General features: G+C 57.1%; 13 protein-coding genes. 4 read left to right on the top strand and 9 right to left on the bottom strand.

The annotated features are described in order from the left end of the window. Positions 1 to 14: 14 nt before the first annotated feature. The gene (gene cobT, locus OS190_RS15035) at positions 15 to 1,028 is read right to left on the bottom strand and encodes a nicotinate-nucleotide--dimethylbenzimidazole phosphoribosyltransferase (protein ID WP_267159536.1); all 1,014 of its coding nucleotides are present in this window, start codon (positions 1,026 to 1,028) and stop codon (positions 15 to 17) included. Positions 1,029 to 1,110: 82 nt separating this feature from the next. Here cobT and cobS point away from each other — a divergent pair, with 82 nt between their 5' ends. Further along, a complete protein-coding gene (gene cobS / locus OS190_RS15030) occupies positions 1,111 to 1,893 on the top strand; it encodes an adenosylcobinamide-GDP ribazoletransferase (RefSeq protein ID WP_267159535.1) in 783 nt (260 codons plus the stop codon). Between the two features lie 54 nt (positions 1,894 to 1,947). Here cobS and OS190_RS15025 read toward each other — a convergent pair whose 3' ends face one another. From OS190_RS15025 to OS190_RS15005, 5 genes are all read right to left on the bottom strand, one after another. Continuing rightward, positions 1,948 to 2,460, bottom strand: a complete 513-nt coding sequence (locus OS190_RS15025) for a CarD family transcriptional regulator (RefSeq protein ID WP_267159534.1) — start codon at positions 2,458 to 2,460, stop codon at positions 1,948 to 1,950. A gap of 305 nt (positions 2,461 to 2,765) precedes the next feature. After that, on the bottom strand, positions 2,766 to 3,104 hold the full coding sequence (fdxA, locus tag OS190_RS15020; protein WP_267159533.1) for a ferredoxin FdxA: 339 nt from the start codon (positions 3,102 to 3,104) through the stop codon (positions 2,766 to 2,768). A gap of 52 nt (positions 3,105 to 3,156) precedes the next feature. Further along, positions 3,157 to 3,543: an RNA-binding S4 domain-containing protein gene (locus OS190_RS15015; protein ID WP_267159532.1), complete on the bottom strand. Its 387-nt coding sequence runs from the start codon at positions 3,541 to 3,543 to the stop codon at positions 3,157 to 3,159. Continuing rightward, positions 3,544 to 6,414 carry a helicase-related protein gene (locus tag OS190_RS15010; RefSeq protein WP_267159531.1) on the bottom strand — a complete coding sequence of 957 codons (2,871 nt, stop codon included), beginning with the start codon at positions 6,412 to 6,414 and terminating at the stop codon, positions 3,544 to 3,546. A gap of 12 nt (positions 6,415 to 6,426) precedes the next feature. Next, the gene (locus OS190_RS15005; RefSeq protein WP_267159530.1) at positions 6,427 to 6,984 is read right to left on the bottom strand and encodes a tetratricopeptide repeat protein; all 558 of its coding nucleotides are present in this window, start codon (positions 6,982 to 6,984) and stop codon (positions 6,427 to 6,429) included. Positions 6,985 to 7,059: 75 nt separating this feature from the next. Here OS190_RS15005 and OS190_RS15000 point away from each other — a divergent pair, with 75 nt between their 5' ends. The 3 genes from OS190_RS15000 to OS190_RS14990 all read left to right on the top strand — a co-directional run bounded on the left by OS190_RS15000 (position 7,060) and on the right by OS190_RS14990 (position 10,305). Continuing rightward, positions 7,060 to 7,350, top strand: a complete 291-nt coding sequence (locus tag OS190_RS15000) for an SCP2 sterol-binding domain-containing protein (protein ID WP_267159529.1) — start codon at positions 7,060 to 7,062, stop codon at positions 7,348 to 7,350. Further along, entirely contained in the window at positions 7,350 to 8,297 is a 948-nt protein-coding gene (locus OS190_RS14995; protein ID WP_267159528.1) for an alpha/beta fold hydrolase, read from the top strand. The genes OS190_RS15000 and OS190_RS14995 overlap by 1 nt, the downstream gene beginning before the upstream one ends. Before the next feature lie 187 nt (positions 8,298 to 8,484). Beyond that, positions 8,485 to 10,305 carry a M3 family oligoendopeptidase gene (locus tag OS190_RS14990; protein ID WP_267159527.1) on the top strand — a complete coding sequence of 607 codons (1,821 nt, stop codon included), beginning with the start codon at positions 8,485 to 8,487 and terminating at the stop codon, positions 10,303 to 10,305. Here OS190_RS14990 and OS190_RS14985 read toward each other — a convergent pair. The 3 genes from OS190_RS14985 to rpoH all read right to left on the bottom strand — a co-directional run bounded on the left by OS190_RS14985 (position 10,302) and on the right by rpoH (position 12,657). Beyond that, on the bottom strand, positions 10,302 to 11,330 hold the full coding sequence (locus OS190_RS14985; RefSeq protein ID WP_267159526.1) for a glycoside hydrolase domain-containing protein: 1,029 nt from the start codon (positions 11,328 to 11,330) through the stop codon (positions 10,302 to 10,304). The genes OS190_RS14990 and OS190_RS14985 overlap by 4 nt on opposite strands. An 85-nt stretch (positions 11,331 to 11,415) precedes the next feature. After that, positions 11,416 to 11,685 (bottom strand): DksA/TraR family C4-type zinc finger protein, encoded by a 270-nt coding sequence (locus OS190_RS14980; protein ID WP_267159525.1) that lies wholly within the window; start codon positions 11,683 to 11,685, stop codon positions 11,416 to 11,418. Between the two features lie 75 nt (positions 11,686 to 11,760). Beyond that, positions 11,761 to 12,657 carry an RNA polymerase sigma factor RpoH gene (gene rpoH, locus OS190_RS14975; protein WP_267159524.1) on the bottom strand — a complete coding sequence of 299 codons (897 nt, stop codon included), beginning with the start codon at positions 12,655 to 12,657 and terminating at the stop codon, positions 11,761 to 11,763. Positions 12,658 to 12,744: the final 87 nt, after the last annotated feature.

Genomic DNA, 12,744 nt, shown 5'->3' with positions numbered 1-12,744 from the left:
CCGGATGCACCGATCTAGTGATCGCTCACGCCAGCCTGTGCAAATGTCGCCATGCTGGCATGACAGGCCATGGCGCCCTTCAACACGGCAATGGCAAGCGCGCCACCGGAGGCCTCGCCCAGGCGCAAACCAAGGTTGAGCAACGGTGTTTTGCCAAGGGCGTCCAGCAACTGTCCATGACCGCCTTCCGCGCTGAGATGGCCGGCGACTGCGTGATCCAGGGCACCTTCCTGCGTGTGAGCGAGTGCAAGAGCTGCGGCTGAACAGATAAAGCCATCCAGAATCACCGGAATACGCAGATCACGCGCCCGTGCCATTGCACCGACCATCCCAGCCAGTTCACGTCCACCGAGGCGGCGCAGGGTTTCCAATCCGTCGCCCTGCCCCTTGTGCAGCTTGACGCCCTCATCGACTATCTGTGTTTTCAGGGCCAGTCCGGCATCATCGACACCAGTGCCACGTCCTGTCCAGTCTGCGGCACCCCCCCCCAAAAGGGCACAGGCCAATGCAGCGGCAGAGGTGGTGTTGGCGATGCCCATTTCACCCACAACCAACAGATCGGTGTCAATGTTCACGGCGTTCCAACCGGCCTTCAGCGCCGCGACAAAACCGTCTTGCGTCATCGCAGGTCCTTGTGTGAAATCCTGTGTCGGATGCTCCAGATCAAGGGGTACAACGTCCAGCGTTGCACCGTTGACCCGGGCAATCTGGTTGATGGCGGCACCGCCATGTTGGAAGTTTTGCACCATCTGCGCGGTCACCTCCGCTGGAAAGGCAGACACCCCGCGGGCGGCAACACCATGGTTGCCCGCAAAAACAATCACCTGTGGCGTGTTGATTTCAGTGTTTTCACCGCCACGCCAGGCGCGATACCAGCAGGCAAGCTCTTCGAGACGCCCCAGAGCGCCCGGCGGCTTGGTTAGTTGCAGATCATGATCAGCCGCCGCGGAAAGCGCATCCTGATCGGCCTCCGTTTGGCTGGACAAAAGGGCGCGAAACTCGGATAGGGTTGCAAATTCAGGGGTCATGGGCATGCTCGCGCTTGGGTTTACTGTTGCGTCGTGTCTACCCATTGAAACGGACCACCGAAAGGGGCCGAAAGGCAGAATAATGAACGGAAACGACATCACTGATTTTCGCCCCCGACCCGCCGATCTGATCACGGCTATGTCCCTGCTGACGCGGTTGCCCTTGCCCGCCGGAGCGCAGACAGCTACGGGTGCGCGCCCCATGGCCTTCGCTGCCTGGGCCTATCCGCTTGTCGGCATTGTTGTGGCTTGCCTTGCTGCAACGGTGGGCTGGGCCGCCTTTGCAATACACCTGCCCGCGACGGTCGCCGCCATGCTGGTTTTGCTGACCGGGATTGTGGTCACGGGTGCCATGCACGAGGATGGCCTGGCCGATTGCGCTGACGGATTCTGGGGCGGATGGACGCGCACACGCCGTCTGGAGATCATGAAAGACAGCCTGATAGGAACCTACGGCGTGATTGCCTTGATTCTGGGGCTGGGACTGAAATGGCTGGCGATGTCGGCCCTGCTGGACTCCGGCGTCCTGCTAGCTGCTCTGCTGGCGTCGGCTGTGATCTCGCGAGCCGCGATGGTTGGACTGATGTTCGCATTGCCGAATGCCCGTCGTTCGGGGCTGTCTCAGCAAACAGGTAGACCACCACGCGGCGCGGTCATGATTGCTGGTGTCATTGGCCTTATCACTTTGCTTTTCCTCACGCCCGCGCCAATTGGGCTATCGGTTTTGATGATCACCGCCGCTCTGTTTTCCTGTGGTATAATCGCCAAGGCCAAGATCGCTGGTCAGACCGGTGATGTACTGGGGGCGACACAACAGATTACCGAGATTACAGTTCTGTTGGCCTGCCTCACCGCCCTGCCATAGAAAACGCCGCCCCTTGTTCAGGCGCGGCGTTCACTGATCTAACAATTTCGCGCCTTAGGCGGCGATGCGGCTTTCCAGAACATCACCGATCTGCTTGGCCGCCGCAATTTCATCACCGCCAGCCACAGCGCCGACTTCACGTGTCAGACGTTCAAGCGCTGCTTCATAAAGCTGACGTTCGGAATAGCTTTGCTCGCGCTGGTCGTCGGTGCGGTGCAGGTCGCGCACAACTTCGGCAATCGCAATCAAGTCACCCGAGTTGATCTTTTGTTCGTATTCCTGGGCACGACGGGACCACATCGCACGCTTGACCTTGGCTTTACCCTTGAGGGTCTTCATCGCATGGGCGATCACGTCAGGCGACGACAAGGACCGCATGCCGATTTCGGTGGCCTTGTGCGTTGGTACACGCAGGGTCATCTTGTCTTTTTCAAAGGCAATCACAAACAATTCCAACGTGATCCCAGCAACTTCCTGCTCTTCAACCGAAACGATTTGCCCGACCCCGTGCGCCGGATAGACAACAAATTCCTTCGGGCTGAAATCAAGCTTTTTTGACTTAGACATGTAGTGCTCCTCAAGGCGCGGGCGAACCCGCAGAAAATGGTGGACTGGATCAGACATCAAAAACACGCAAGCCAAACGCGGCCATATGGCCCGCGTTGGGGTGCGTGTGTTTCAGGATGGCGCGGTCAAATGGGGCAGCAGAGATGTAAAGGGATCAGATGCATGTTGACCGTTCGTCTGTTTCAGCTTTCACTTATCATACCATAAAAAACAGGTTTCCGGAAGTTCACGTCCGAACCTGATAAGATGCTGTAATACAACTGTTTTAATCAAACCAGTGGGCGCGGCATATTGGCCTGCACGAATCAGCCACCCTCGCCTGGTGCCTCGGAAAAGTACTTTTCCAGCTTACCGGTTTCGCCGTCGCGCTCTTCGGCATCGGGCAGTTGTTCTTTCTTGGTAATGATGACCGGCCACAGTTCCGAATACTTGCGGTTGAACTCAACCCATTTCTCCGCGTCTGGCTCTGTGTCGGGACGGATCGCATCGGCAGGGCATTCAGGTTCGCAAACACCACAGTCAATACATTCGTCAGGATGGATCACCAGCATGTTCTCACCCTCGTAAAAGCAGTCTACAGGACATACCTCGACGCAGTCAGTGTATTTGCAGGCGATGCAGGCGTCATTCACGATATATGTCATGGGGCAGTCTCTGTCAGGTTAGCTTGCCGTTGACCTAATTCAGGGGGCGCAATCATTCAAGGTGGCGCGCCTTAGAAAGATCAAGGGTGCGACGATCCTTCTTTGTTGGGCGCCCTTTCCCGTCAAAGCCGGGATTGTCAGGCTGTTTGTTCTTTTCTTTGGGCTGCAGCGGAGACAGATCCGTATATAGCGCTTGTGCTTCGGGAGCCGGTCCGCGGCGAAAGCCAAGGGCAACGATCTGGATCACGCGAATATGATCCCCCTGGGCAAAGGTCAGCACGTCTGCAGGGGCAACCATGCTGGACGGTTTATGGGTGGTGGTGCCGTTGACCCTGACAGCCCCCGTCTTCACACGGGAGGCCGCCAGGCTACGGGTCTTGAAAAACCGCGCGTGCCACAACCATTTGTCGACGCGCAGTTTTTCCACTGTTTCAGTCAATTACTTGCCGTCCTTCAACCCCATAAGGGCGGCGGCAAAAGGGTTGTCCGGGTCGATGGCCTTTTCTTTTTTGGGTGGTCTGGCCGAGAAATTCTGCGCTTTGCCGCCCTTGTCACCTCGTGCAGCTCCCTTGCGCCCCTTGCCCTGTGGCTTTCCTTTGCCTCGCGGTTTGTCATTACTGCGGCGGTTCGGGTTCGGACGTGCTGCGCGGCCCCATGTAAAGGTATAAAACACTTCCATGTCGACCTCTGCCACATCAGCGTCTGGGGCGGTGCCGGGCAGGATTTCTTCTGCCGGGGTTTCTGGAATCGCCGCTTTTACTTCCGGGGTTTCCGCAGCTTCCGCGGCAATAGGGGCGATGCCCTCGTCTACAATCGCCGCGACGTTTTCAGACTCTTCCGGCGCAGCCTTCTCAACCGGTTCTGCCGCCACGTCCATGATGGGCGTATCAGGTGCAACTTCACCGGCATCCGGCACAACAGCGGTAACAGGTTTTACCTTTGCGCGTTCGCCTTTTTCGGCCTTATAACCCAGCCCGACCATCAGATCCGCAAACTGTTCCAGCGTCATGCCCGTGATCGACAGCATATCCGCCTTGGCCTCAAAACCGCCACGCGAATCCTCACTGCGCAGCATGTCCGCAAGGCGTTCAAGCATATCGATACGGATCGCCCGTGTGCCAGCGTTGCGATAACCCGACATCGTGTCGGCTCCTTCGGGCGCACCCGCCTCGACCGGAATGGTGACCAGACCGGGGGGCGGCGCTTCAGGAAATTCTGACAGGCCTTTGGACAGGGACCACAAGACCAGACGCAGGCGGGTCGGAGCAGGTTTCAGCAATAGCGGCATGAAGATGGTGAATTGACCAAACCGGATACCATGTTTGCGCAGGCCGCCGCGGGCGTCCTGATCCAGTGCCTTCACATCATCGGAAACAGCAGCGCGTGGTAGAATGCCAAAGTTCTCGACCATCTGGAACGCAAAACCGCGCGCCAGTCCGTTGAGGGTTTCATCTTTGGACAATGCCAGCAACGGCTCAAACAGGGCGGCGACCTTGCGATCAATGAAATGCTGCAAACGGCGCTGTACCTTTTGAGCGACTTCGGGACCGGCAACATCATCGACAAATACATCCACCTGAGGCTTCAGCGCATCCTGACCTGCAACCAACTTGCCCACCGCAGAGGCACCCCACATCAGCCCCCCCTGTTCGGTAAAATCAATCTCGGTATCAGGCGCATTGTAAAAACGATCTGCGCGCAGATGGAACTGCGGTGCCAGGGCCTGCAATGCCGCTGTCTTGATTGTCTTTTCCTCAGCACCGCCGGCCCCTTTGTCGGCACGAAAACGGAAACCGTCCAGCTTGCCTACAAATTCGCCTTCTACAGTCACTTCACCAGTATCGCTAACTTCGGCCACCATGGCTTCCTTCTGTCCTAGCCGGCGCAACAAAACGGAAGTGCGCCGATCTACAAATTTTTCTGTCAAACGCGCATGAAGGGCATCTGATAGGCGGTCTTCTACGACACGAGTTGCCCCGCGCCAATGGCTTTCGTCGCGGGTCCAGCCCTTGCGCTGTGCCACATAGGTCCATGTGCGGATAAACGCCAACCGTTTTGACAAGGTATCGATGTCCCCATCAATGCGGTCGATACGCTTCACCTGACGCGCCAGCCAGTCTTCCGAAATCTCCCCATGTTGATGCAAGTCTATGAAAATGCTTTCCAAAAGCGTTGCATGCTCTGCACTGCTGATACCGCGAAAATCGGGAATCCGGCAGGTATCCCACAGTAATCTGACCGATGGTCCGTCGCTGCATCGGGCGAAAATCTCATCCACCTGACCAAGTGTGCGCAATGCCTTCAGGTCGTCCGTTTCCCGCGCACGGACCAACCTTTCGTCCTCGGGCTTGACCTCCAGGGTTGAAATCAGCCGGTCGATGGAGCCGAATTGTAACGCATGATTGCGCCAGTTGATCTTGTTCTGTGGCGTAAAGCTGTGATCCATGATCGCCCGCGCCACGCTGTCATCCAGGGCCGGAGCATCGCCCGTGGTGCCAAAGGTACCGCTTTTGAAACCGCGCCCGGCCCGACCGGCAATCTGGGCCAGCTCATTCGGCGCAAGCGGGCGCATCCGCCGCCCGTCGAACTTGGTCAGGGCAGAAAAGGCCACATGGTCCACATCCAGATTCAGCCCCATGCCAATGGCATCGGTGGCAACCAGATAATCAACCTCGCCATTCTGGTACATATCGACCTGAGCGTTGCGGGTGCGCGGCGACAAGGCCCCCATCACCACAGCCGCGCCGCCCTTCTGGCGGCGGATCAATTCGGCAATCGCATAGACGTTCTCGACAGAAAACCCGACAATGGCCGAGCGCGGCTTCATCCGGCTGATCTTTTTCTGACCCGAATAAACCAGTTCCGACATCCGCTCGCGCTGGATATGCTCGACTCGGGGGACCAGCGCATTGATGGTGGCGCGCATGGTGTCCGATCCCATGAACAGCGTTTCATGCAGGCCGCGTGCACGCAGCAGACGGTCGGTAAACACATGCCCGCGTTCAGGATCAGCACAGAGCTGGATTTCGTCAATGGCGATGAAATCGGCACCCATGCCTTCCGGCATCGCTTCGACGGTACAAACCCAATATTGCGTGCGCGGCGGAACAATGCGTTCCTCGCCAGTGACCAGAGCAACGATCGACGGGCCGCGCAAGGCGACAATCCGGTCATAAACCTCACGCGCCAAAAGCCGCAAAGGCAGACCGATCACCCCCGTTCGATGCCCCAGCATCCGTTCGATCGCATAAGTGGTTTTGCCTGTGTTGGTCGGGCCCAAAACGGCCACAACCCTACCTTGTCCTGACACTTTGGTCCCCGATCAGAGTTCGCGGCCAATGCCGTCGCGCTTGAGGCTGCTTAACGCCTCTGCCGCATTCTTGTGATTGGGATTCAGCGCCAGCACATGGCGATAAAGCCTGGCGGCCTGTCGCAAATTACCAAATTCATGCAGCATCACAGCCAGCCCGAACATCGCCTCATAGTGTTGCGGGTCCAATGCCAGTGCGATTTCCAGATCGTCAAGCGCCGGACCGTAAAGATTACTGCGGAAATAGGCTTCGGCACGTGCGTGATAACCCTCGGCAAATGCGGGGGCGTGGTCCGTCAAGGCTGTCAGATGTTCGATCGCAAGACCGAATTTGCCCTCCCGGACCGCCTCCCTGCCACGCCGCAAAAGCAAATCCATCGCGGCAGAACCCGATTTTGACCACTCAAGTTCTATTTCCTTGGTGATACGGCGCGCCTCTGCTTCATCTGCGTTTTGCAACCTTTCCATGAGTTCCGGCGACGCAGGTGCCGTAAAACCTGTGCTGCACAGCAACACAAAAGGCACAAGTGCCGCAAGGTGACGTTTGAGGTTGACGGGTAAGTTGCGCATAACAAGAGTGAATGTAACAGGCTGCCGCCACTTTTCCAGATGTGAACGGCGCCATTTTGCCAAAAAGGGCCGAAGATGAGCGATATTGTAAACGAAGCAGTAGTAGCGTTGAACGAAAAACTTGCAGGGGCTGATTTTGACGGCTCTGCCAAGTTTGATATTGCGGGCGAAGGTGCCGTGATGATCGACAGCACTGGTGCGCGCGCCGGCGATGAAGATGCCGATGTCACGCTAAGTGCCGATGCGGACACGTTCAAGGAAATCCTTGAAGGTGAAACCAACCCGACCTCAGCCTTCATGACAGGCAAACTCAAGATTGACGGCGACATGGGCATGGCAATGAAGCTGGCGACTGTCCTCGCCTGATGGATCTGACGCCGGCCCCCCTTTTTACCGATGTGTCTCCCGGCCCCGAGGGCGGCATTGCACATTGGGCCATCACGTCGGATGGCAAGCGGATCAGGGTCGGTCACTGGCCGGTGGACAAGGCCAAGGGCACAGTTCTGCTGTTCCCCGGTCGCACAGAATACATTGAAAAATATGGCGTGACCGCAGGCGAACTTGCCGCGCGTGGTCTCGCCACGATTGCCATCGACTGGCGTGGTCAGGGGCTGGCCGACCGCCTGCTGGACGATCCACTGATCGGCCATGTTGGCGCATTTTCCGACTACCAGAAAGATGTCGCCGCCCTGATGCGGGTAGCGCGCAGTCTCAATCTGCCCAGGCCTTATTTTCTCCTGGCCCATTCGATGGGTGGCTGCATCGGCATGCGTGCGGTGATGGAGGGCATGAGCGTACGCGCTGCTGCCTTTACCGGTCCGATGTGGGGCATCTATGTCAAACCCCATTTGAGAGGGCTGGCCAGGGTCCTGGCCAATATCATGCCGCACCTCGGCAAGGGACAGGGGCTGCCTCCCGGCACCACAAAGGCATCCTATGTGCTCAGCGCGGACTTTGAGGACAATCTGCTGACCACCGATCACCAAATGTACGACATGATGCGCGATCAACTTGTCGCTCACCCCGAATTGGCCCTGGGCGGGCCCAGCTACGTCTGGCTGCGAGAGGCCTTTGCCGAAACGCGCCACCTTTCAGAACGTGCTGCGCCCAACCTGCCGGCCGTGACTTTCCTCGGCACCAACGAACGCATCGTCGATGTCCCGCCTGTTTACGAACGAATGGATAATTGGGTCGGCGGGCGCCTTGAACTGGTCGAAGGGGCGGAACACGAAATTCTCATGGAACAACCCGGCATCAGGAAACCAGTGTTTGACGGCATCGAGAAACACTTCCTCGGGACAGTTACCACCTGACCCTCGCGAACCATCGCGCCTTCCTCCCGTCAAGATTGCTCCCTTGAACCTTGCCGCGCCCTGGGCGCAGGTCTGCACCGCCGCGACATCCCCCCCGCGCACCCAATGAATGCAGCGGCATGACGGCAGGGGTGCTTGTCGCCCTGCCTCACGAAGCTTAAGTAGATGCAAACAAATGAGGTAACCGATGTTCCAACTCCCTTTTCCAGTCCGTGACGCCAATGCCGCCGGTGGCAACAAGAACCTGGGTGATCTGCCCGAATGGGACTTGAATGATCTCTATACCGGCGAAGACGCCCCGGAACTCAAGCGTGATCTGGATTGGCTGGAACAGGCCTGCGCCAGCTTCGCCACCGAATACGAAGGGAAACTGGAAGCACTCGACGCCCCTGGCCTGCTTGAGTGCGTGCTACGCAACGAAAAGATCAACCAGATCGCCGGGCGCATCATGTCCTTTGCCGGATTGCGATATTATCAACTGACCACGGATGCAGGACGGGCAAAATTCATGTCCGACATGCAGGAAAAGATCACCAATTTCACCACACCCTTGGTCTTTTTCACGTTGGAACTGAACAAACTGCCCGACGACCATCTTGATACGCTACTCAACAAAAACGCCGACCTGGCGCGTTATAAACCAGTTTTTGACCGCATCCGCGCCATGAAACCCTACCAGTTGTCAGACGAGCTTGAGAAATTCATGCATGATCTGGGGGTCGTTGGTGACGCGTGGGAACGCATGTTCGATGAAACCATTGCCGGTCTGGAATTCGACGTAGACGGCGAGGTTCTGGGTCTGGAAGGCACGCTGAATCTGATGACCGATCCCGTCCGCGAAAAACGAGAGGCAGGTGTGCGCGAAATCGCGGCTGTCATGGGGCGTAATATCAAGACCTTCGCGCGTGTACACAACACCCAGGCCAAGGAAAAGGAAATCATCGACCGCTGGCGCGGCATGGAAACCGCCCAAACAGGACGCCACCTGAGCAATCAGGTAGAACCCGAAGTGGTCGAGGCCTTGCGCAACGCGGTTGTCGACGCCTACCCCAAGCTCAGCCACCGCTATTACGAACTCAAACGCAAGTGGCTGGGGTTGGACGTGATGCAGGTCTGGGACCGCAACGCACCGCTGCCAATGGAAGACACACGTGTCGTCGACTGGGCACAGGCGGAAAAGACCGTCATGGAGGCCTACACTGCCTTTGACCCCCGAATGGGCGAATTGGCCAAACCTTTCTTTACCGATGGATGGATCGACGCAGGGGTGAAACCGGGCAAAGCCCCCGGAGCCTTCGCGCATCCCACGGTGACAGATGTGCACCCCTATGTGATGCTGAACTATCTCGGAAAACCACGCGATGTCATGACCCTGGCGCATGAGCTTGGCCATGGTGTGCATCAGGTGCTGGCCGCTGGCCAAGGCGAAATGCTCTCCTCAACCCCACTGACATTGGCCGAGACCGCAAGTGTTTTCGGCGAGATGCTGACCTTCCGCAAAATGCTGGACGGGGCCAAGACGCAAGCAGAACGCAAGGTTCTGCTCGCGGGCAAGGTCGAAGACATGATCAACACCGTTGTCCGCCAGATCGCTTTTTACGACTTTGAATGCAAACTGCATGCCGCGCGGCGCGGTGGCGAGTTGACCCCCGATGACATCGACGCACTGTGGATGTCGATACAGGGTGAATCCCTTGGCCCCGCCTTTGAGTTTATGGAGGGGTATAAACACTTCTGGGCCTATATTCCGCATTTCGTACATTCACCCTTCTACGTCTATGCCTATGCCTTTGGCGATGGCCTCGTGAACGCGCTTTATGCGGTCTATGCAGAGGGTGAACCGGGGTTCGAGGAGAAATATTTCGACATGCTCAAGGCCGGCGGTTCAAAGCATCACAAGGAATTGCTGGCCCCCTTCGGCCTCGATGCAAGTGATCCGGCGTTCTGGGACAAGGGTCTGTCGATGATTTCCGGCTTCATCGACGAATTGGAAGCGATGGAAGACTAATCGCGCCAAGCATAACACCCAACGCCATCCCTTTTCAGCGGCCTGCTAAAGGGGATGGCGTAATCCACCTGGGTATTCCATTGACCAAAATCCGGTGTACGCGGGTTTACCGTGTTGTAATCGAATTGAAAATCGCCACCACTGCCAAATTTCCAACCTTTGCAGACAGTTGTTAGCTCTTGCCGCATGACCCATTTTTGCGAGGCTTCGAATTGTTGATAGCCCGCCAGACCCTTGGATTGCGACAGCCAGCAAAAGGCAACCAGCCGGCTGTTCAGCAAATGGTCACATACCATCCCGCCTCCATAGCCGCCAATACGGTAGCGGATGCCGGTCTGATCACCAAAATTGTTGAAAATCGTTGCGATCTCGCGGAAATAGCTGTCGATGAAGGGCAGGATGTCCTCAGCTCTGTGCTGCCCTGCAATTCCTCCGAACTGGGTCGCCGCTTCCTCGCGGTAGATGTCATAAAATTCCTGATGCTTGCGGAATGATCCAGTTCCCATGCTGGTCTTGAGCGTTTGCTCCCGCGCCTGCGAAATCGGCCCGCCATTGCTCTTGGCAAATTCGTAGTTGGCCGATTGCAGTGCCCCGTCAACACCATCGACACCAAAATATACTGCCGAACCGCTGGGTTGCCCGTTGGCTAGCGCCAGCTCGATCGCGCGTTGCGCATCCAGCGTGCCGCGCCCCGGCGTGACAAAGGTCATGGGATTGTCATTATTGTGCTGAAACACCGCCAACAGGCTGAACCCGGCTTGCAATACGGCGCGGGTTTCTTCGGGCACCAATGTCTTGCAAGGCAACGTTTCAGCGACATTATCATAATACCGGATGATTGTTTCCACCCCCAGATTGCGCAGCGCTGTCATCCCGGGTGTACCGTCACGCGGCCCCAGATCCGTTAAAGGATGCGAAGCATCGATCACCGTAAATCCAGGATGCGGAGCACAGGACGGCCCCGCCAGGGCCGCCACCGCAAAAAAACTGGATAATAAAAATGACAGGAAAAAACGAAAGGGCATGAAATTTCCTTCAAGTGCGGCAATCAACCTCTGGAATATCGCAGATATTACCAGAGTTCTCCTCCTCGCGCCACGCCTGCCCGCCCTATTTCAACTGGCTGTCCTTTGATCCGCGCCTGTTGATGCCGCCGCGTGCCTGAAAGTTGGCATCACGTTCACGTACACAATCGATACATAGTTTGACCCCCGGCAAGGCCTGCCTGCGCGCCTCAGGAATCGGTTCTTCACATTCCGCGCAATGGGTGAGACTCTCACCCACAGGCGTTTTGCGCAGTTTGAGCCGCGCAAGTTCATCATTGATAGAGGCCTCAATCTGTTCGGCCACTGCGCCATCTTTTGCCCAACCACCTGCCATTTTCATCTCCTGTCATGAAAAAGCCCTGCCCGATGGTGCGGGCGGGGCTGTCGTTTCGTCAAGCTGCGGGATGGTTCATGCAGAGATCAGCATGCCCTTTTCGTTCGCCAGTTCGCGCATCCGCGCCTGCAGCTTTTCAAAGGCCCGCACCTCGATCTGACGGATGCGCTCGCGGCTGACATCATACTTGGCGCTCAGATCTTCCAGCGTGATCGTTTCATCGCTCAACCGGCGCTGGGACAGAATATCGCGTTCGCGCTCGTTCAACACATCCATCGCTTCGGCCAGCATTTCACGGCGGGTCTCCAACTCATCCTTTTCCGCATAGTCGCCGGCCTGATCAGCGTCTTCATCCTCCAGCCAGTCCTGCCATTGCATCGTGCCTTCGCCATCCGAACCGACCTGCGCATTCAAAGAGGCATCCCCGCCCGACATGCGCCGGTTCATCGAAATCACCTCCGCTTCAGTCACGCCCAGTTGCGTCGCGATGGTTTTTACATTTTCCGGGCGCAGATCGCCCTCTTCCAGCGCGCCGATCTTGTTCTTGGCTTTGCGCAGGTTAAAGAACAGTTTTTTCTGTCCAGAGGTCGTCCCGAGTTTGACCAGCGACCACGAGCGCAGGATATATTCTTGGATTGAGGCCCTGATCCACCACATGGCATAAGTGGCGAGGCGAAAGCCCTTTTCAGGATCAAATCGCTTCACCGCCTGCATCAATCCCACATTGGCTTCCGAAATCACTTCAGCCTGAGGTAATCCATACCCCCGATAGCCCATGGCGATCTTGGCCGCCAACCGCAGATGCGATGTGACCATCTTATGGGCTGCTTCGGTATCTTCCTGTTCCACCCATGCCTTGGCCAGCATGTATTCCTCTTCCGGCTCCAACAGGGGGAATTTGCGGATTTCCTGCATATATCGGTTCAACCCGCCTTCCGGCGTCGGTGCCGGCAAATTTGCATAATTGGCCATGTAGTTGTCCTTTTCCCTCAATTTCCCGCGTCTCAAACAGCTATGTTTACGGGCTTAACATCGATATGGGCAGCGCACGAAGGCGTT

Source organism: Sulfitobacter sp. F26204, assembly GCF_026410305.1.
In the GTDB taxonomy this organism is placed as follows: Bacteria; Pseudomonadota; Alphaproteobacteria; order Rhodobacterales; family Rhodobacteraceae; genus Sulfitobacter.
Note: the sequence above shows the minus strand (reverse complement) of the source record. Positions and strands in the feature narration are given on the sequence as shown.

Bases quoted from the DNA above. Each gene is read 5' to 3' on its own strand.
- OS190_RS14990 (WP_267159527.1), top strand. From the start codon at position 8,485: ATGTTCCAACTCCCTTTTCCAGTCCGTGACGCCAATGCCGCCGGTGGC.
- OS190_RS14995 (WP_267159528.1), top strand. From the start codon at position 7,350: ATGGATCTGACGCCGGCCCCCCTTTTTACCGATGTGTCTCCCGGCCCC.
- OS190_RS15025 (WP_267159534.1), bottom strand. From the start codon at position 2,460: ATGTCTAAGTCAAAAAAGCTTGATTTCAGCCCGAAGGAATTTGTTGTC.
- OS190_RS15000 (WP_267159529.1), top strand. From the start codon at position 7,060: ATGAGCGATATTGTAAACGAAGCAGTAGTAGCGTTGAACGAAAAACTT.
- OS190_RS14980 (WP_267159525.1), bottom strand. From the start codon at position 11,685: ATGGCAGGTGGTTGGGCAAAAGATGGCGCAGTGGCCGAACAGATTGAG.
- OS190_RS15005 (WP_267159530.1), bottom strand. From the start codon at position 6,984: ATGCGCAACTTACCCGTCAACCTCAAACGTCACCTTGCGGCACTTGTG.
- rpoH (WP_267159524.1), bottom strand. From the start codon at position 12,657: ATGGCCAATTATGCAAATTTGCCGGCACCGACGCCGGAAGGCGGGTTG.
- fdxA (WP_267159533.1), bottom strand. From the start codon at position 3,104: ATGACATATATCGTGAATGACGCCTGCATCGCCTGCAAATACACTGAC.
- cobT (WP_267159536.1), bottom strand. From the start codon at position 1,028: ATGACCCCTGAATTTGCAACCCTATCCGAGTTTCGCGCCCTTTTGTCC.
- cobS (WP_267159535.1), top strand. From the start codon at position 1,111: ATGAACGGAAACGACATCACTGATTTTCGCCCCCGACCCGCCGATCTG.
- OS190_RS14985 (WP_267159526.1), bottom strand. From the start codon at position 11,330: ATGCCCTTTCGTTTTTTCCTGTCATTTTTATTATCCAGTTTTTTTGCG.